Origin of the sequence: Binatus soli (SeqCode), assembly GCF_050015535.1 — a bacterium.
Taxonomy (GTDB): Bacteria; Desulfobacterota; Binatia; order Binatales; family Binataceae; genus Binatus; species Binatus soli.
Genome location: NZ_JBEKBF010000014.1, coordinates 1 through 17,994, shown reverse-complemented (window position 1 = coordinate 17,994; position 17,994 = coordinate 1). Strand labels below are relative to the sequence as shown.

Sequence of the window (17,994 nt, the reverse complement as noted above, 5' to 3'; positions counted from 1 at the left end):
TCGCAATGGAAAAAATGATAATTCGTGGCGGCGCTCCGCTGCGCGGCACCGTGACACTCAGCGGCAGCAAGAACGCCGCGCTGCCGATCATGATGGCGTCGATCCTGACGCCGGAGCCGCTTCATCTCACCAACGTTCCGCGGCTGCGCGATGTGGAAACTGCGATGGCGCTGCTCTTCCAACTCGGCGTCCAAGTGCGCTGGACCGATGAGCATAGCGTCGAGCTTTGCGCCGCAAAAGTCACCTCGCACGAGGCGTCGTACGAACTGGTCAAGACGATGCGCGCGTCGTTCGTCGTACTCGGGCCGCTGCTGGCGCGTACCGGACGCGCGCGCGTATCGACTCCGGGTGGATGCGCGATAGGCGCGCGGCCGGTGAATTTGCACATCGCGGGGATTCGCGCACTCGGAAGCAAGATCCAGTTTCGTCACGGTTACGTCGAGGCGCACGCCGAGAAACTGTCCGGCGGGCGGATCTGGCTTGATTTTCCCTCGGTCGGCGCAACCGAAAACATTCTAATGGCGGCGGTCACGGCCCGTGGCCGCACGGTGATCGAAAACGCCGCGCGCGAACCCGAAGTTCAGGATCTCGCGCGAGTGCTGGTCAAGATGGGCGCGAAAATCAGCGGCGCCGGCACGCACGTGTTGGAAATCGAGGGCGTCGAGCGGCTCCATGGCGCCGAGCACGAAATAATAGCCGACCGAATCGAGGCGGGCTCGATGATGGCAGCGGCGGCGATCACCGGCGGCGACGTTACGATTGCAAATGCCCCGATCGAGGATCTGGATGCGGTCGCGACCAAGCTGCGCGAGGCGGGCGTGCTGGTGCAAGCGAACGGCAAGGGCATCCGCGTCACGCGCGGCGATAAACTCAAGTCGGTCGAGCTGCGCACGCTGCCATATCCGGGGTTTCCGACCGATCTTCAGGCTCAGATGATGGCGATGCTGACGCAGGCCGACGGCACCTCCGTCATCACGGAGACGATTTTCGAAAACCGATTCATGCACGCCCAGGAACTGGCGCGCATGGGCGCCGACATAGTGATGAAAGGTCCCACCGCCGTAGTCCGGGGGCCTTCAAAGCTGAGCGGCGCTCAGGTGATGGCGACCGACCTGCGCGCCAGCATGGGGTTGATAATCGCGGGCCTTGCCGCGGAAAACACGACCGAGCTCAGCCGCATCTATCATCTGGACCGCGGCTACGAGGCGCTCGACGCCAAGCTCGCGCATCTCGGCGCGCGAATCGAGCGCGCTCAAGAATAATTCGACGGGTCAGTTCAGAGGGTTGAATCCGCATGAGGCCACGGGTTCTTAAGTCTCAGACGCCAGAGTTCAGAAAATTTCTGGCCGCGATACTCGCGCGCCGAGGCGCCGACAGCGCCGGTATCGACCGTGCCGTGTCGAAGATTATTGCCGACGTGCGAAAGCGCGGCGATCGTGCGCTTATCGATCTGACGGCCAAATTTGACGGCGTGAAGCTTACCACGGCCACGATCCGCGTGACACCCGCGCAACGCCATCGGGCGATCGATCGAATCGGGGCTGAAGATCGCCGTGCGCTGGAGCTGGCGGCGCGGCGAATCGCAGATTTTCATCGCCGCACGATGGAGAAATCGTTCGTCTATCGCGACAAGTCCGGGATGCGGCTGGGCCTGATGGTTCAACCGATGCGCCGGGTGGGGATTTACGTGCCCGGAGGGCTCGGCGCGTATCCGTCGTCGGTGCTCATGAACGCGATTCCCGCCAAGGTCGCCGGCGTCGCCGAAATCGTGATGGTGTCGCCGCCGTCGGCCGAGGGCGAGCGGCTTGCGGTGCTTGCGGCCGCGGAAATTGCCGGCGTGGACGAATTCTACCGCGTGGGAGGAGCGCAGGCAGTCGCGGCGCTCGCATACGGGACCGAAACCATCAAGCCGGTGGACAAGATCGTTGGTCCCGGCAACGCATTCGTGCAGGCCGCCAAGCGGATGGTCTATGGGGTTGCCGATATCGACAAGATGGCGGGACCGAGCGAGGTGCTGGTGATCGCCGACGAGCGCGCGCATCCCGAATGGATCGCCGCCGACCTGATCGCGCAGGCAGAGCATGGTTCCGGCGACGAGACGGCGATGCTGCTGACGACCTCGCCGAGCATCGCGGATCGCGTCGCCGAGGCGGTGGAACTCGCGCTGAAAAGCCTGCCGCGCGCCCGTCAGGTCGAGACTGCACTGGTCAAACGCGGCGCCGTGGTGATCGTTCGCGATCTGAACGAGGCCTTCGACCTCGCCAATGAGATAGGGCCGGAGCATCTCGAGCTCGACGTGCGCAATCCGGCGCGATGGGTCCCGAGGGTCAAGGCGGCGGGCGCGGTTCTTCTCGGCCCGCTTACGCCAGCGCCGCTCGGCGACTACCTTGCGGGCCCCAATCACGTTCTGCCGACCGGGGGCGCGGCGCGTTTTGCGTCGCCTTTGGGTGCATACGATTTCCTGAAACGAACCAGTATAATCGAGGCGTCGCGGGGCGCGATTGCGGCGCTCGGTCCGGTAGTCGCGCATTTGGCGCGGATGGAAGGTTTCGAGGGGCATGCGCGCGCGATGGAACTGCGAGCAAGGGTGACCCTTGCACCCAGTACTAAGAAAAAGATGCGGGCTTCGCCCGTTAGAACTTGAGCGAGAAAGGCGAAACGGGTAAGCGGGAATCGAAATGCAGAGAAAACGGGAAAGCAGCTTGCGAAATCAAGATAAGTCCGGCGCGCGGCCAGTCGTGCAACCGGCGCCGGCCGAGGCGAAGCGCAGCGCGGAAGTCGAGCGCAAGACGCGCGAGACTTCGGTCACGGTCGCGCTCAAGCTCGACGGGACAGGGCGCGGCGAGGCAAGGACGGGGGTTCCGTTTCTCGATCACATGCTGGAAACTTTCGCGCGTCATGGATTCTTCGACTTGAAGGTCGAGGCCAAGGGCGATTTGCATGTAGATGATCATCACACAGTCGAAGATGTCGGAATGGTGCTGGGCAGGGCGTTTCGAGAGGCACTGGGCGATCGCGCGGGAATCAAGCGCTTTGGCGAGGCGACGGTGCCGCTCGACGAGGCGGTCTGCACGGCGATTGTCGATCTCAGCGGGCGCGCGTACCTGGGCTACAACGTCCCGATCAGCCAGGAGCGGGTCGGTAACTTTCAGACAGCGCTGGTCCATGATTTTATGAAAGGGCTTACGGACGAAGTTGGGATGAACCTGCACCTCAACCTGGTCAGCGGCCGCAACCCGCATCACATCATCGAGGCAACGTTCAAGGCGTTGGCGCGCGCGATGGACCATGCAACGGGGCGCGAGCCGCGGCTTTCAGGCGTGCTTTCGACCAAAGGCACGCTCAGCTAGACCGCTTGTTCGAAAACTTCACCGTTATTCCCTCGATTGACCTGAAGGGCGGCCAAGTCGTGCGCCTGCTCCGCGGCGACATGAACCGGGCGACCGTCTATGAAGCAGATCCCGGCCAGACCGCGCGTCGTTTCGAGCAGGCGGGGGCAGCGCTAATCCATATCGTCGATCTTGATGGTGCGGTTGCCGGCGCACCGCGAAACGTCGAGGCGATCGCCAAAATTCGCGCGACCGTGAAATGCGCTATCGACGTAAGCGGCGGCCTGCGCACAATCGAGGCGGTTCGCGCGGCAATCGCGGGTGGGGCCGACCGCGTCTCGATTGGCTCCGCCGCAATCCTCGATCCCGAGTTGGTCCGTCGCGCCTGTGCCGAGTTCCCGGGCAGGGTCTTCGGGTCAATCGACATTCGCGAGGGCCGGCTGGCCGTCAAAGGATGGGTCGAGACAAGCCAGCTCACGCTAGCCGAGGCGGCGGATCGGTTTCGCGCGGCGGGGGTCGCGGCCGCGATAGTGACGGACGTCTCGCGCGATGGCGCGCAGGCGGGCGTCGATGCGGCCCGAACGGAAGAAATCGCCAGGGCGGTTCGCATCCCAGTTATCGCGTCGGGCGGCGTCGCGAGTCTCGACGACATTCGCGCTCTTCGGATCCGATTCGACGCGGGGGTTGTGGGCGTGGTCGTGGGACGGGCGTTGTACGAAGGAAATTTCAGCCTGAGCGACGCGTTGGCTGTAGCTATCTGCTAACAATTCCGGATGCCGCTTCGGCCGCGGAGGAGTGTTAAGATTTTTTGTCCAAGTAACTGTCGCTATGGCTGCGTTACGCTTCTTTAAGCGTGCTTATCGTTCCTTTTGATTTCTTTGTCACTACAAGCACTGCCGAACATTTTGGTAGTTAGAATAGAGCTAAGAGGATAAGGCTCTTGACATTTGCATGACGCAGATACAGAATCTAGAAATTGGGTATAGACGTGAATTCAGGGTCTCAACCAAACGTAGCCAATTAAAAGCGAACAGTGATAAAGGCTGATTGTCCATTCGGCTCCCTGGACGCTTGCAACATAATGTGTAGTTTTGCTACAACCAGTAAAATTTCACAGAGCGTGGGCGTATATAGATTCCGGCAGTTTAGTTGTTCCAGCAAAATAAACGAGCGGCGGGGACACCGAATGGATCTGATCATTAAACTGTATGTGAAGGCTGATGAGTTGGCGCGGGGCCAGACGATGACTGAATATGCGCTGATCCTCGCGGCGGTCGCGGCCATCGTCGTTGGCGGATACAAAACGATGGGTACGACGATCAAGAGCGTGCTGAGCAGTGTGAACAACGAACTCTAGTCCGGCGCGCGACGCTGCTGGACGCGGCTACAGGTATTTGCGGCATAGGTGGTTTTTCTAGAATCGCGGTTAGTTGGTTTAACGAAATAAACGGAGAGAGGGTACATCAAATGGATCTGATCAGAAAACTGTATGTAAAGGCGTATGTGAAGGCTGATGAGTTGGCGCGGGGCCAGACGATGACTGAATATGCGCTGATTCTCGCGGCGGTCGCGGTTGTGGTGTTCGCCGGATACCAGACGATGGGTACGACCATCAAAAGCGTACTGACGAGCGTGGACAACCAACTCTAGTCGGCGCCGAACCGGCTTGAGGACTGACCAGACAGAGTGGCGCCTCGGGTCGATGGACCCAATGCGCGACTCTGCCGGACGGGGCTACCATTTCGCCCGCCGGGGATGTATAGAGCAGGGGGTAGGACACATGATGGCCCTTAATCCCGCCGCCATGGCTCGCCGGAATGTCGCGGCGTTGCCACCGTTCGATGTAGCAACCGAGCCAACTTGGGATAATTCTCAGCAAAAAGAGCATAGCATCGTACACATTTTGGCTGGCATAGCCGATGCGTGCCGATCCTGATACTGGGGGAACCCATGGGAAAGTTTAACCGTCGCAGATTAGAGCGAGGCCAGGCGCTGGTTGAGTTCGCCTACGTGTTGCCGTTGGTGCTGCTCGTCCTTGTAGGCACGGTGACGTTCGGGCTTGCTTTCAATAACTATATAGCGTTGACGTATGCTACAACCGCCGGTGCGCAGCAGCTTTCGATTAGCCGAGGGCAAACCTCAGACCCGTGCAACACGACCGTCACGGCGGTCGAACAAGCAGCGCCGTACCTCACGCCGTCGAATTTCACGTTCAAGGTTGCGCTGGGGAGCGGAAATCCGTTTACGGCGACGTCGACGTATACGGGGACGTCGTGCACTAGCGCGACACTAGTGCAAGCCCAAACCGCCCAAGTAACGGTTACTTATCCGTGCAACCTTAAAATTCTGGTATTCAACCCTGCGCCCAGCTGCACCCTAACGGCGCAAACGGCGGTGGCCATCCAATGAAGCTTAACGATGAATCTATTTTCCGCCGGTTGCGCGACGGCCAGCGTGGGCAGTCGATGATGATGATGATGGTGGCCTTAGTCGGCATTCTCGGAATGGCCGGGTTCGTGATCGACGCCGGCCGTCTCTATTATGGCTATCAACAGCTCCGGGCTCAAACCCGAGCGGCGGCGTTAGCGGCAGGCGCGGCCCTGACCGCGGCTCCGTCTGGTGACACACAAGGCGAAGCAGCAAGCTATGTAGAAGGAACCGCGACGACCTTCAGCGGTGTAACTGGGAATTTAAACGCCATCAATTCCACTTCCAGTCTGCTGACCAACGTTACGGTTTCGGCTGTGCCGAAGTGCCTTAACACTCTGACGACCGAAGGAATCCTCTGTAGCGCCTCTCTGGCGAACTATAACGCCGTCTCCGTGACGGAGACAGCAACAGTGCTGACGACATTCGCCAGGGTGATTGGCTTCGATTCATGGAGTATCTCGGCAACCGCGACGGCGAGCGGAAGGGGCGGAAATAATGGCCCGTACAACGTGGCAATCATCCTCGACACAACAAATTCGATGACTAATACCGACTCCGACAGCCAATGTCATAGTTCAAGAATCTCCTGCGCGTTGAGCGGCATCCGGGTTCTGCTGAACACGCTCTCGCCCTGCCCCGGGGGGCTGGCAAGCTGCGGCACGGCCAGCCCGGCAGAAACGGCCACAGTCGGCACCAACGTCGCGCACCCGGTCGATGAAGTCGCCCTGTTTGTGTTCCCAGGGCTGTCATCGACCACGTATGTCCCAGACGAATGGGCTTGCCCTACCGTAAACCCTCTAATTGACAAGTACAACCAGGGGCCCGTGTACGAGGTCATTCCGTTATCGAGCAACTACCGCACTTCCGACACGGCGACTGCGCTGAACACCAGCTCCGACACGGTGATCGCGGTTGGTGGAGGTTGCAGCAATGGTGTGGGCGCACCGGGCGGCTCGGGAACCTTCTATGCGGGCGTAATTTATTCGGCACAAGCGTATCTCGTCGCCAATGCAAGGCCGAATACGAAGAACGTGATAATCATCCTCAGCGATGGCGATGCGACTGCCAATGGAAGCGACTTTAACGGAACGGTGACGAGTTACACATCCGCGCAGGAGTGCCACCAGGCAATCACGGCGGCCCAAGCCGCCGCGACTGCGGGAACCATCGTCTACTCAGTCGCCTACGGCGCGGAGGCATCGGGATGCACTTATGACACCAGCCCTACTATCACCCCATGCGAAACGATGCAGCAAATCGCCTCCAATCCGCTGAACTTCTTCTCCGACTACACAGCGACGGGAGGCACCAGTTCCTGCATTTCAGCCGCTCGACCGACCAGTAACCTCAACGAGATCTTCACGGAAATTGCGCAGGATCTCACGGTCTCCCGGTTGATCCCCAACAACACGCTGTAGACGCCTGAAGGAGGTCGCAGCGCCGACACCGGCGGCGGCATCTCGTCGCGCCAAGGCCGTAATCGCGGCGGCGGCGCGGATGCGCTCGAGCGCGGCGCGATTGGTCGCGCGCGGGTCACGAAGACTTTCCTGTGTGGGCGGGCCTGAGTCGGCATGCGGAGAAGCTGCGCGGCGGTTCAAATAGTTCTTCGGCTCTGCTATACGCGACAAGCGTGACTGACTCCATCGTTTCGTCGGTAATATCGTCGGCTCGTTCCAGCGGACGAACCGTTCTTACAGAGATCGAGAGCAAGCGAATCCTGCATTCGCTCGGCCTGCCGGTGGTAGTGCCGGAGGCCGCTTTAACGGCTGACGACGCGGTGCGAGCAGCGTCGCGGTTCGGATTCCCGGTGGCGCTGAAAGTGCTGTCGCCGGATGTGAGTCACAAGAGCGACGTGGGCGGCGTCGAGCTGAATCTCGACAATGAGGGCGCGGTGCGCGATGCGTTCGAGCGAATTCGCCGCAATCTCGCCGCACGCGCCGGCGACGCGCGCTTCGCAGGCGTTGCCGTGCAGCCGATGGCGAAGGCGGGCGTCGAGCTGCTGGCAGGGACGTACCGCGACGATCGATTCGGCGCGATGGTGATGGTGGGACTGGGCGGAGTGTTCGTCGAAGTGATGAAGGATACGGCGCTGGCGCTGGCGCCGATTGGCGGGCGTGAGGCGGCATCGATGCTCGCGCGGTTGCGCGGCGCTCGGATTATGCGCGGCGTGCGCGGTCAGCCGGGCGTCGATATCGACGCGATCGTCTCGATTCTCGAGACCGTCTCGGGAATCGCCGCGACTCATCCGGAAATCGCCGAGATGGATCTCAATCCTGTAGTCGCGTATGAGGACGGTCTGGCAATCCTGGACGCGCGAATCGTGCTGGCCGCCCCCGCGAGCGAGACGCCGGCGCCGGACCCGCATCGTGCAGCGCGGCTCAAAAATCTCGAGCGCGGGTTCAACCCGCGCGTGGTTGCCGTCATCGGCGACAAGCGGATGAGCGGGTACCTGTGGATCCGCGCGATGGCGCATCTCAAGGGCAAGCTCTACTCGGTGCAAATCGATCCCAACGAGATACCGGGAATCGAAGCGATGGGCGTGGAGAACCGCCAGAGCCTGGCCGAAATCACGGAGCCGGTCGATTACGCGGTAAGTGCGGTCCCGCGGCAGATCGCGCCGCGAATTTTGAAGGATTGCATCGCCAACCACGTGGCTGCGGTGGGATTTTTTACGTCGGGATTTTCGGAAACGTCGGAGGAGCTGGGAATCCGTCTGGAAGCTGAGCTTCGCGACATCGCGATCAACTCGGAGATCGCGCTGGTCGGCCCCAATTGCATGGGGCTGTACAGCCCGGCGGCGGGACTGGGCAATTTTCCTGAAGAAAAAGCCGCCGAGCCGGGCGACGTCTGCTTCATCTCGCAAAGCGGCACGCACACGATCAATTTTTGCCTCCAGGCGCCAACCCACGGGATCAAAGTCAACAAGGCGGCGTCGATCGGCAACGTGCTGGTGCTCGAAGCCGCCGACTATATCGACTTGATGGCGGCCGACCCGGCGACCCGCGTGATCGGGATGTATATCGAAGGCGTGCGCGACGGCCGGCGCTTCTTCGACAGCCTCCGGCACGCGGCCGAGCGTCATCCGGTGGTCATCTGGAAGGGCGGGGTGACCGAGGCGGGTGCCCGCGCGACGTTTTCGCACACCGGATCGCTCGCGACTCCCGAGGCGACCTGGCGCACCGTCGTGCGGCAAAGCGGCGCGGTCGAAGTGGCGAGCCTCGATGCGATGCTGGACGCGGTCGAGCTGTTCGCGCGCGCCAAGCGCATCGGCGGCAGGAGGATGGGGCTGGTCGCGATGACCGGCGGCCAATCCGTAGTAATCACCGACACGTTTGCGACCGCGGGGCTCGATATTCCCGCGCTATCGGAGCCGTCGTACGACGAGCTGAAGACGTTCTTCAACATAATCGGCGGCAGCTACCGCAATCCGCTCGACGCGGGCGGCACGATCGGCGCGGGGCATGATCAGGGCAATCTCGATCGCATCCTCGAGATTCTCGAGCGCGATCCGGTCATCGACGCAATCGTGCTGGAGCTTGGCACGGGGCTGCGTGCGGCGCGCTGGGCCACCCACGAGGCTGAAATCACGGGCCTGCTCGACAAGCTGGCGGATTTTGCGGGACGCTCGACAAAGCCATTTGCCGTCGTGATGCATCCTGCGCACGTCGAGGCGATCGTGGCGCGGGGCAAGCAGCTTGCGCGCGCGCGTGGCCTGGTCGTGTTCGAGAGTTTCGAGCGCGCCGCGGCGGCATTCCGGACCGCGGCGGACTACTGGGAGAATCGCGCGCAGTTGGGCAGCTAGAAAAGCTACCGGGGCGGAACCAGCACAGTCATCACCGTGCCCGCCGTCGCGTCGCCGTCCAAAAACGCCAGCCATCGACCCTTGAGCGACCAACTCATCGTGACGGCGCCGCGCGCCGGACCCTCGGCCAGTAGAAACGCACTATCGTATTTCAGCGAATAGGTGACGATTTTTCGCCACGCCACCGGCAGACTCGGCGCATAGACTTGCATCGCGGCTTCATCAGCAGCCCGCGAATACTCCATCGTGCTCTGCGCGAGCATTTCCGGCATAGTGTCGAAGCCCAGCGATCTCATATCGAGCTCGCTTTGTTCGGGTCGTGATATTGCGACCTGCGCAAGCAGCATAGCCTCGGGACGCTCGATCGCCATCTTGAATGTGAGCTTCTGATTGCCCAGCGTGATCGTGTTGCTGCTGCCTGTGAACGCGGCCGCGCCCGTCGATACGCCCGTCAAATTTTCTGCGCCGGTCGCTATGTTGTACTTGAACACGCCAATCGTACGGCGCGACGCGTCGGGCCCGACATACAGGAATGACCCTTCGTCGTCCTGGTCCCAATCGAGCACGTGGATCGGCGTGGGTACGTGAAATTTGATGCAGGTGGAGTTGCGCCGATCGAGGATGACCGGCTGAGCGCCCGTATCGCCCTGGCCGACCGCATAAACACCATGCGTGCTCCAACTCAGCGCCGACATCGGGCATGAAAACTTCAGCGGTGCGACGGAACCGGCGCCGGTGACGACGATCAACTGCAACCCATCCGCCCGATTCGGCGGCGCTTCGACGTCAGGTTGATCCGGATCGGACTTCGGCGCTTCGTCGTTGAGGCCGGACTCGAGCGGTTCGGGATGCCGTCGTAGCGCAAGCGCGATCGTCGCGTTGTTCAGCCAGTTCATCGAGATGGAATCGTACCGGCCATTGAAGCTCGCGATCACGCTGCCCGCGCCAGTGGCGATTAGGTCGCGAATAATCACATCGACTCGATTGCCGTCCGGCGCGACCATTGCGGTCGCGAGCGTCAGGCCGTTGGGGCTCGCGGCGAGGTCCGCGATAGTTCCCTCCTCGGCCGCGGCCGGCCCCGTCTCCGCGGCCAGAATACGGCCGCTTCGCCACGCGGCGCCTCCCAGGCCATACATAATTGTGTGCCCGGCCTGGGTCCCGACGACGCCAATCTCTTCGCCTTCCTCGAGCCAGATGGGAGGACGCGTGGGAATCGGCGCGAATCCATTCGGCATCCCGACGTTGGTCAGCACCTTGATGCCGTGTGTGACCTCCAGGGTGGTCGCACGGCCGACAAATGGGGGGGGCGCGGGCTTGTGGACGTTCGCAGTCGAGCACGACGCAACGCTCACGGCAGCCAACCCAAGAATCACGATGAGGACAGACCTGAGCATCCGAAAACGCTAGTGTATTTGCAGCGATCAAAAAAGGCGACCGATGAAGAATCCGTTTATCGAACGATTGTGGATAAGCCGCGAGGTTCGACTCGCAATTATTGTCACGATTTTGAGTGCCGTCGGCACGGTTGCGTGCGCGGCCGGAGACTGGAAGGCGGGAATCGCCATCCTTGGAGTAGCGGGGGCCATGATCGCGGCGTTCTGGTTTGCCGTCGTCAGGCCCGCGCAAATCCCGCGTGACGCCGTCGTGGTAGTTCGCCTGGCGGGTCCGATCGAAGAGGACGTGACTCGCTCGCCACTCGATCAGCTCATGCGCCGCGGCGCGCAGAGCCTGGACCATCTACGCTACGTGTTCGAGTCGGCGGCCATCGATGACGACGTTCGTGCGATCGTGGTCGAGATCGCGGAATTCGGCGCCGGTCTGGCCACCGCACACGAAATCCACCGCTTGCTGCGCGCCGCGCAGGCGGGCGGCAAGCGGGTGATCGCGCTGTTGCGAGGCGATAGCGCGGGGCTGCGCGAATACCTGGTCGCCGCAGGAGCGGGAGAAATCGTCGCCAATCCGGACACGATGCTCACGATGCTCGGCGTGGCGACCGGCGGCGTTTTTCTAAAAAACGCGCTCGACAAGCTGAAGATCCAGGCGCAAACGCTGCAATGGAAAGAGTACAAGGGCGCTGCCGATACTCTCGGGCGCGACACGATGTCGCCGGCGGTGCGCGAGAGCATGGAGGCGATCGTCGCGGACTGGGAAAAAATCCTGACCGAGACGATCGCATCGGCCCGGAAACTGACCACGGAACGCGCCCGCGAGCTGATCGCAGCGGGATTCGTCAGCGCAAAGTTCGCCGTCGAAAATCATCTGATCGACCGCGAAGGCTACATCGAAGACATCCGCGCCGAATTCGATCCCGAGGCAAAGCGCAAAGTGTTCGCCAGCATGGCGCGATACCGGCGCCACGCTGTCTTTACCCGTGAGCGCGGGCGGCGCGCGAGAATCGCACTCGTCCACGCCAGCGGTCCGGTAATTTCGGGCGACGCGCCTGCGACCGGCGAATTTATCAGCGGCGTCGCGACGGCCGCGCAAATCGATCGCGCGTCGCGCGACGAACGAGTAAGCGCAATAGTGTTTCGCGTAAATTCACCCGGCGGCTCCGCGGTTGGCGCCGACCTGGTGTGGCGGGCCGTGCGCGAGGCACAGGGGCGCGGCAAGCCTGTCGTAGTCTCGATGGGCGATGTGGCGGGCTCGGGCGGCTATTACGTGGCGGCGGGCGCCGACGCGATTGTAGCGGAACCCGCGACGATCACCGGTTCCATCGGGGTCGTGTACGCGAAGTTCAACTTGGGCAATCTGCTCAGCGAACTCGGCGTCCATTTCGATTTCGTGAAAAGCGCGCCCAACAGCGATGCGATGTCGATTGCGCGCGCGATGACCGACGGCGAGCTCGCACAGCTCAATGAAACCATCGGTCATCTGTACTCGGCGTTCATCGCGAAGGTCGCGCAAGGCCGGCGGCTCAGCCTCGAGCAGACTGAAGCCGTTGCCAAGGGGCGCATCTGGAGCGGTCTTGCGGCGAAGGAGTGCGGACTCATCGACGAAGTCGGCGGGCTGTCAGCCGCGGTGGCGATCGCGCGCGATCGTGCGCATATCGCCGAGCATCAGCGCCACCAACTGGTGACCTATCGTGCCGAGCGCAGGTGGTTGGATCTTCGGCCCGGCAGCGCGGAGGCCTCGACGCCGTGGGCGATTCGCGCAGCCGCAGGCGCGCTTGGCATCCCAAACCGGTGGGCGCCTGCGATGATCGAAATACTCGTGCGCGGCGGCGTGATGCTGCTCTGTCCGTTCATCGAGCTGTAGCGCATCCGCTAGAGCGGGGAGCGTTCCAGTTCTTCGCGTATCGAGTACATCTTCTGGCGCGCCTCGGTGATGTAGCCGTCGAGGTTGCGGCGATGATTCGCGAACAGTCCATCGGGCGCGCCGTTCATGACAATCAATGGCTTCAAGACGGCGGCCTTGCCCAGCGCGTCGATCGAATCGTCGAACAGTGTCTTCAGGACCGGGTCGTCCTTAAGCTGCCCCGCGTATTCGCGCTCGAGCGCTTGCATCATGTGATACATCACGTGCGCGTAACCTTGCGAGTGATAGAAATAATGGTCGCAGTCCCAGCTATGGACCGGGCTGCCGTCGTCCTTTGTGGACCGGTACAGGTTCGCGTGCGCGTCGCCAAGCAGATCGGTCCACGTCTGGACCAATCGGACTAACTCGACGGCCCGGGTGTTGAGCTCGCGCGACGACGGCGGCGTGGTGTGCAACCCGGCGACGTACATCCGCAGATGCTTGATGCCGTCGTCGTACTTGCTTTCGGCCGACGGCAGTATCCACTTCTCGGCGTCGTTTCGAAAGTCAGTGTCGGCGATCACAAGATTAGGATCGTACTGATTCGAGGAAACCTTGGTCAGGTGATCCTTGAAGATGCGAGTGGTTTCGCGCACCGCCTGGATGATTCCGAGTTGGCGATCGGAATTGTTGTCGGCGGCGACTTTCGGGCCCCACAGGAAGAAATCGTTGGGACGCCACCCGAAGCCCGTGTGCAGCTCATGGTCCATGATCGCGGCCAGCGTCGAGGCATAGATCTCGCCGGGCGGCGGCGGTTTGTCCAGTGGGAAAAGCTGGTCGATATTGTAGTCGAGACGATTGTGGCGCTTCTGGCCGAAATGAAGCGCAAGGTTGCCGCCAACCCAAATGAGAAGGATGGCCGCGGCGCCAATCAGGAGTCGGTTCCGGTTCATCGCAATCGAGTTCGCATCAAGCGGCGATTCAGCCGGATGAGATTATATCGCGTTGGATCGCGCCTGCTAAAGCGCAACCCGCAGTGGAAGCGCTGCAGCGCTGGCGCTCTTGAGTTCGTCGCGGTTGGTGCCCAACTGCTTGAGCAATGGAAGCACTGCCCGCGTGAAGAAAAGGCGTGGACTGATCCCACCGCCGCCGATTCTGAGGTTTTCGTGATAATTCGGAATCAGACCGTCACCCGGCATCTTGAAATTCGCGATCACGTGCGCGAGATCCGCCAGCGTGCCGATACGGTCTTCGGCCATCTCGATCGCGATCATCTCGCGGTAGAAGCCGGCGTGAGCGGCCTCGTCGCGGCTGAGCAGAAAGAAAATTGCCTCGAGCGTCCGGTCTTTCTCCAGTTCCGCGCGATCCTTTTGCGCGCGATAGGCGAGATAGGTCGCCGCTTCCTGCAGCGCTCCGTAGCAACTCATCCGGCGCTGCGTCGCGAACGGAAGTTTCCACGAGCGCGAGAATACATCGGTCTCCAACTTGTCGAATTGCTCCTGCGTGCGCAGCCCGGAGCGAAGCAGGTACTCGCGGAACACGAGTCCATGGCGCGATTCCTCGTAGCTCCATGCGGTCTGAAACCATGAGAGCCCAAACACGCCGCGCAGCATCTTGATACCGGCCGCGTTGTAGTCCGGCAAGTACATCTCCTCGGCGCAATACGTCTCGATGCGAATCGCGCGTTCCTCGGTGTTGGCGCGGGGAGAAAGCTTGTCCCACGGGACATCGTCGAAGAGATTCCAGCGGCGCTTGCGCTCCGCAGTCTCGAAGAAATCCATATAGGCGCGGTAGAATTTTTCTTTTGGAGTCATCAGGCAGAGCGACGGAACCGAGTTTAACATGCATGAGGTTCATAACCTAACCGAACGGGTTGCTTATGGACCAAATCTCAATAACTTGAACTCAGAAAATACTTAATAGACGTTTAGTCAGCGAAGCTTTCCTGGCGACATCGGAAGGTGCGAGCAGCGCGATCGTGGCCACCGATTTGCCGCCAGCGGTCACATTAGCCGTGCCAATCTGCTGGCCGGCCTTGACGGGAGCCTCGATCGAAGGCGGCAGATTGTAATCGACCTTGATCGCGTTGTTCGCGTCGCCACGCTTGACGAAGACGCCTGCGTCGCCGGCCCAAACCGGCTTGATGCTGGCAGTTTCGGCGTCGGTCACCGCAACGGATTGCGCGACCGGCGTGCCCTTCTTTGCGACCGAATGCATCTCGTAGTTGAGAAATCCCTGCGAAAGCATCTCGGCCGCCTCCTTGAAATTCGTCAACTTGTGCTGGCTGCCGAGCACAACCGCGACTAGCCTCAGGTCGCCGCGTTTTGCGGTTGCAACCACGTTGAATCCCGCCTTGTCATAGAATCCGGTCTTGAGGCCGTCGCATCCCGGATACGTCCGCACCAGGTGATTGGTGTTGCGCAGCTCGAACTTTCCGGCGCGAAACGGCGCGGTGTCGATCGACGACCATCGGATCACGTCGGGATATTTGAGCAGCTCGCGCGCGAGAATTGCCTGGTCGTAGGCGCTGGCGACGTCGGCCGATTGTCCCCGCGCGGGTGGCAGACCGTGCACCGAGTAGTAGTGCGAGTCCTTCATCCCGAGCGCGGCGGCCTTCTGGTTCATCATCACCACAAATGCGTCAGTCGAGCCCGCGATATATTCGGCGACCGCCACCGCCGCGTCGTTGGCCGAGTGCACGACAACAGCTTTCATCATGTCGTCGAGGGAAAACGTCTCGCCCTCCTTGAGATAGACTTGCGAACCGCCCATCGCGGCCGCTTTGCGCGAGCTGGTTACATTGTCGGTTAGCTTGAGCGAACCGTCGTGGATTTTATCGGCGACGATCAGCATCAGCATCATCTTGGCCAGCGACGCAGTCGGCCACGGTGTGTGATCGTTAGCCTCGAAGATGACTGTGCCGGTGACGGGTTCGAGCACGCACGCCTCGGTGTAAGGACCTTGCAGGCCGGTGTTCGACGCGCTGGCGCTCTCATCTTCGGCGGGCGCGGCGCCGGCATGATGACGGCGCGCAGCAAAAGCAGCGTGCGAGGACGTCAACGCGGCGAGCGCGGCGGCCACGGCGATAAATACAAATGTCCAAAACCGTCCGCGAAATTTTCGGCCGGCGGAAATTCCGGCGACGGATTCGCCGGACGGCGAGAGAGCTTTCATCACACACCACCTCCCCAACACATCGACCCGACAAATCAATACTAGCCAACAACCCGCGCGGCAACGAGCGCCGATGAGCCGCGGGATGTGAGGCAGGCACTCAATACGTCGGTAACGACGCCTGCGGCCGGAAGTGCTTGCGGGGCAACATAAAACATAATAGTACGGTTATCCGTTTTATTTGCATGCGGGCTGTGGAGTATCCGTCCAAATGACCTTACGCGGCCGTGTGCGCCCCGAAGATGGCGGTTTGAGCCGGACGGCCGGAAACATGGCGGCCATCCGCGCGCTCGAAACTGTAAAGCCACAGCGCGAGCGTCTCTTCAGCGATCCGTTCGCAAAGCGATTTCTTCCGGGATGGCAGCCAGTTCTTGTCTCGCTGGCACGCATTCCCGCGGTCCGGCGCCTGCTGGAGCATTATTTCGATCGCCAGGCGCCGGGCGCCCGCACATCTGGAGCGGCGCGGACGCGGTTGATCGACGATTGGATTCGCCAGGCACTCGCAGGCGGCATCGGACAAGTCGTGATTCTCGGTGCGGGGTTCGACTGCCGGGCGCTTCGGATGAAGGAATTGGCGAGTGTTCCGACCTTCGAAGTCGATCGCGCTCGGATGATCGCCTTCAAGGGAGGTGTGCTGAGGAACGACGGGCGGCCGGGAAATCTAAAGCGAGTTCCGATCGATTTTCTGAAAGATCGTCTTGAGAACCGTCTCGTAAGCGCGGGTTTTTCTACCAACGCCAAGACGCTCTTCGTGTGGGAAGGCGTCACGAACTATCTGGATGCGGCGTCCGTAAGCGCGATGTTCGATTTTTTCGCCGGCAGCACGCCGCCAGGATCGAAGGTGATTTTCACCTATGTTCATTCCGATGCCATAAACGGTTCGTTCCATTCGGCAGGGCTTGAGCGACTAATGAAGCGGCTGCGGGATTACGGCGAGCCGTGGACCTTCGGCTTTCATCCCAAGGAGGTTGCGGGATACCTCACGAATAAGGGCATTGGGCTGATTGCCGATGTCAGCGCAGCCGAGTACCGGCGCATGTACATGCCGAACGCCGAGATGCTTATCGGCTACGAGTTCTACAGGGCGGTTCTAGCGGAAGTCATGACAACGGAGGCAAATAGCAGTGCCGCGCGTTAAGTAAGAACGCAAAGCCGCCCGCCGCGCGCAGATTCTCGCCGCCGCAAGAGCCTGTTTTGCCCGGAGGGGATTTGACAAGACGACATTGCAGGATGTTTTCGCGCAAGCGGGCCTAAGCGCAGGCTGCATCTACAGCTATTTCAACAGCAAAGACCAACTGATGCTCGCCGTTGCACAAGAGCGCCATGAGGACGAGCTGCGCATGATGGGCGAGGGACCCGAGACGAAAGACCCGATTAATGATCTGCGGCAGATAGCAAAGAAATTCACCGACGGATACCTGACGCTTGAGAGCGCCGATAAGCGGCGTATCGCTCTGCAAACGTGGTCCGAGGCGCTTGTCAATCCAACCATTCTAGCTTCGGTGCAGGAGGGGCTGGAGCAACCGCGCGCGCATCTGGCTCAGCTTATCAGACGCGCGCAAGAGGCGAAGCGGATAACATCAAAGCTCGATGCCGACGCGATTGCGCTGACGCTGATCGCGTTGCTCCATGGTTCGATGCTGCACAAGCTCTGGAAGCCCGAGACAGATAGCGGCGCGCAATTTGCGGTGCTCGAGCATTTTCTCCGGGCGCTTGAGTCAAAGTGAGTCGAATCTCGCCGCAGGGGTGAGTATCCCCTTGACGGAAGGCGATTTTGTTTCAATTGACACTCGCCTTCAGGAAGGGGAAACAATGTACCTAGAAAATGAAGAAAGTGACGCATCAATTCAATCGTTGCTGGGTTATTGGTCTGCTTGCAGCCAATGGCGCTCAATTGAATTGTACGTCGTCAGAACCTTTTGGACAAGTCAGCAATCGATTTAAGAGAGGATCTGGCCCATCTGGGTTGAGGTTGAGGCTGCAGTTGAGTAGTGCAGCCGGCGACGTTGGTCGAGGGTCTGCTGC

At 61.1% G+C, this 17,994-nt stretch carries 16 protein-coding genes; 12 read left to right on the top strand and 4 right to left on the bottom strand.

The window, feature by feature from the left end; genetic code table 11:
- Positions 1-5 precede the first annotated feature (5 nt).
- From murA to ABR989_RS11810, 9 genes are all read left to right on the top strand, one after another.
- The gene (gene murA, locus ABR989_RS11850) at positions 6-1,262 is read left to right on the top strand and encodes a UDP-N-acetylglucosamine 1-carboxyvinyltransferase (protein WP_428128737.1); all 1,257 of its coding nucleotides are present in this window, start codon (positions 6-8) and stop codon (positions 1,260-1,262) included.
- Positions 1,263-1,294: 32 nt separating this feature from the next.
- Entirely contained in the window at positions 1,295-2,644 is a 1,350-nt protein-coding gene (hisD, locus tag ABR989_RS11845) for a histidinol dehydrogenase (protein WP_428128734.1), read from the top strand.
- Between the two features lie 94 nt (positions 2,645-2,738).
- A complete protein-coding gene (gene hisB / locus ABR989_RS11840) occupies positions 2,739-3,350 on the top strand; it encodes an imidazoleglycerol-phosphate dehydratase HisB (protein WP_428128984.1) in 612 nt (203 codons plus the stop codon).
- Positions 3,351-3,355: 5 nt separating this feature from the next.
- The gene (gene hisA, locus ABR989_RS11835) at positions 3,356-4,093 is read left to right on the top strand and encodes a 1-(5-phosphoribosyl)-5-[(5-phosphoribosylamino)methylideneamino]imidazole-4-carboxamide isomerase (protein ID WP_428128732.1); all 738 of its coding nucleotides are present in this window, start codon (positions 3,356-3,358) and stop codon (positions 4,091-4,093) included.
- Positions 4,094-4,515: 422 nt separating this feature from the next.
- Positions 4,516-4,686, top strand: coding sequence for a Flp family type IVb pilin (locus ABR989_RS11830; RefSeq protein WP_428128730.1), 171 nt, complete (start codon positions 4,516-4,518; stop codon positions 4,684-4,686).
- 110 nt (positions 4,687-4,796) lie between these two features.
- Complete coding sequence (locus tag ABR989_RS11825) at positions 4,797-4,979, top strand: Flp family type IVb pilin (protein ID WP_428128727.1); 183 nt, start codon at positions 4,797-4,799, stop codon at positions 4,977-4,979.
- Positions 4,980-5,279: 300 nt separating this feature from the next.
- Complete coding sequence (locus ABR989_RS11820) at positions 5,280-5,738, top strand: TadE/TadG family type IV pilus assembly protein (protein ID WP_428128725.1); 459 nt, start codon at positions 5,280-5,282, stop codon at positions 5,736-5,738.
- Entirely contained in the window at positions 5,735-7,177 is a 1,443-nt protein-coding gene (locus ABR989_RS11815; RefSeq protein ID WP_428128722.1) for a hypothetical protein, read from the top strand. The genes ABR989_RS11820 and ABR989_RS11815 overlap by 4 nt, the downstream gene beginning before the upstream one ends.
- A gap of 212 nt (positions 7,178-7,389) precedes the next feature.
- Positions 7,390-9,561, top strand: a complete 2,172-nt coding sequence (locus ABR989_RS11810) for an acetate--CoA ligase family protein (protein ID WP_428128721.1) — start codon at positions 7,390-7,392, stop codon at positions 9,559-9,561.
- A gap of 5 nt (positions 9,562-9,566) precedes the next feature.
- Here the strand turns inward: ABR989_RS11810 and ABR989_RS11805 are convergent, their stop codons facing one another.
- Positions 9,567-10,955: a hypothetical protein gene (locus ABR989_RS11805; RefSeq protein ID WP_428128718.1), complete on the bottom strand. Its 1,389-nt coding sequence runs from the start codon at positions 10,953-10,955 to the stop codon at positions 9,567-9,569.
- 43 nt (positions 10,956-10,998) lie between these two features.
- On the opposite strand from ABR989_RS11805, the gene sppA reads away from it, so the two are divergent.
- Positions 10,999-12,816, top strand: a complete 1,818-nt coding sequence (gene sppA / locus ABR989_RS11800; RefSeq protein WP_428128715.1) for a signal peptide peptidase SppA — start codon at positions 10,999-11,001, stop codon at positions 12,814-12,816.
- Between the two features lie 8 nt (positions 12,817-12,824).
- Here the strand turns inward: sppA and ABR989_RS11795 are convergent, their stop codons facing one another.
- From ABR989_RS11795 to ABR989_RS11785, 3 genes are all read right to left on the bottom strand, one after another.
- Positions 12,825-13,748, bottom strand: coding sequence for a DUF2333 family protein (locus ABR989_RS11795; RefSeq protein ID WP_428128712.1), 924 nt, complete (start codon positions 13,746-13,748; stop codon positions 12,825-12,827).
- A 66-nt stretch (positions 13,749-13,814) separates the two neighbouring features.
- A complete protein-coding gene (locus ABR989_RS11790; RefSeq protein ID WP_428128710.1) occupies positions 13,815-14,609 on the bottom strand; it encodes an acyl-ACP desaturase in 795 nt (264 codons plus the stop codon).
- 91 nt (positions 14,610-14,700) lie between these two features.
- Positions 14,701-15,969: a D-alanyl-D-alanine carboxypeptidase family protein gene (locus ABR989_RS11785; protein ID WP_428128708.1), complete on the bottom strand. Its 1,269-nt coding sequence runs from the start codon at positions 15,967-15,969 to the stop codon at positions 14,701-14,703.
- Positions 15,970-16,180: 211 nt separating this feature from the next.
- Here ABR989_RS11785 and ABR989_RS11780 point away from each other — a divergent pair, with 211 nt between their 5' ends.
- Both ABR989_RS11780 and ABR989_RS11775 read left to right on the top strand, forming a co-directional pair.
- Complete coding sequence (locus ABR989_RS11780; protein WP_428128706.1) at positions 16,181-17,107, top strand: class I SAM-dependent methyltransferase; 927 nt, start codon at positions 16,181-16,183, stop codon at positions 17,105-17,107.
- Positions 17,108-17,138: 31 nt separating this feature from the next.
- Positions 17,139-17,696: a TetR/AcrR family transcriptional regulator gene (locus ABR989_RS11775; RefSeq protein WP_428128983.1), complete on the top strand. Its 558-nt coding sequence runs from the start codon at positions 17,139-17,141 to the stop codon at positions 17,694-17,696.
- Positions 17,697-17,994 lie beyond the last annotated feature (298 nt).

Bases quoted from the DNA above. Each gene is read 5' to 3' on its own strand.
- ABR989_RS11785 (WP_428128708.1), bottom strand. From the start codon at position 15,969: ATGAAAGCTCTCTCGCCGTCCGGCGAATCCGTCGCCGGAATTTCCGCC.
- ABR989_RS11830 (WP_428128730.1), top strand. From the start codon at position 4,516: ATGGATCTGATCATTAAACTGTATGTGAAGGCTGATGAGTTGGCGCGG.
- ABR989_RS11780 (WP_428128706.1), top strand. From the start codon at position 16,181: ATGACCTTACGCGGCCGTGTGCGCCCCGAAGATGGCGGTTTGAGCCGG.
- hisD (WP_428128734.1), top strand. From the start codon at position 1,295: ATGAGGCCACGGGTTCTTAAGTCTCAGACGCCAGAGTTCAGAAAATTT.
- ABR989_RS11795 (WP_428128712.1), bottom strand. From the start codon at position 13,748: ATGAACCGGAACCGACTCCTGATTGGCGCCGCGGCCATCCTTCTCATT.
- ABR989_RS11820 (WP_428128725.1), top strand. From the start codon at position 5,280: ATGGGAAAGTTTAACCGTCGCAGATTAGAGCGAGGCCAGGCGCTGGTT.
- ABR989_RS11805 (WP_428128718.1), bottom strand. From the start codon at position 10,955: ATGCTCAGGTCTGTCCTCATCGTGATTCTTGGGTTGGCTGCCGTGAGC.
- ABR989_RS11825 (WP_428128727.1), top strand. From the start codon at position 4,797: ATGGATCTGATCAGAAAACTGTATGTAAAGGCGTATGTGAAGGCTGAT.
- murA (WP_428128737.1), top strand. From the start codon at position 6: ATGGAAAAAATGATAATTCGTGGCGGCGCTCCGCTGCGCGGCACCGTG.
- ABR989_RS11815 (WP_428128722.1), top strand. From the start codon at position 5,735: ATGAAGCTTAACGATGAATCTATTTTCCGCCGGTTGCGCGACGGCCAG.
- ABR989_RS11790 (WP_428128710.1), bottom strand. From the start codon at position 14,609: ATGACTCCAAAAGAAAAATTCTACCGCGCCTATATGGATTTCTTCGAG.
- sppA (WP_428128715.1), top strand. From the start codon at position 10,999: ATGAAGAATCCGTTTATCGAACGATTGTGGATAAGCCGCGAGGTTCGA.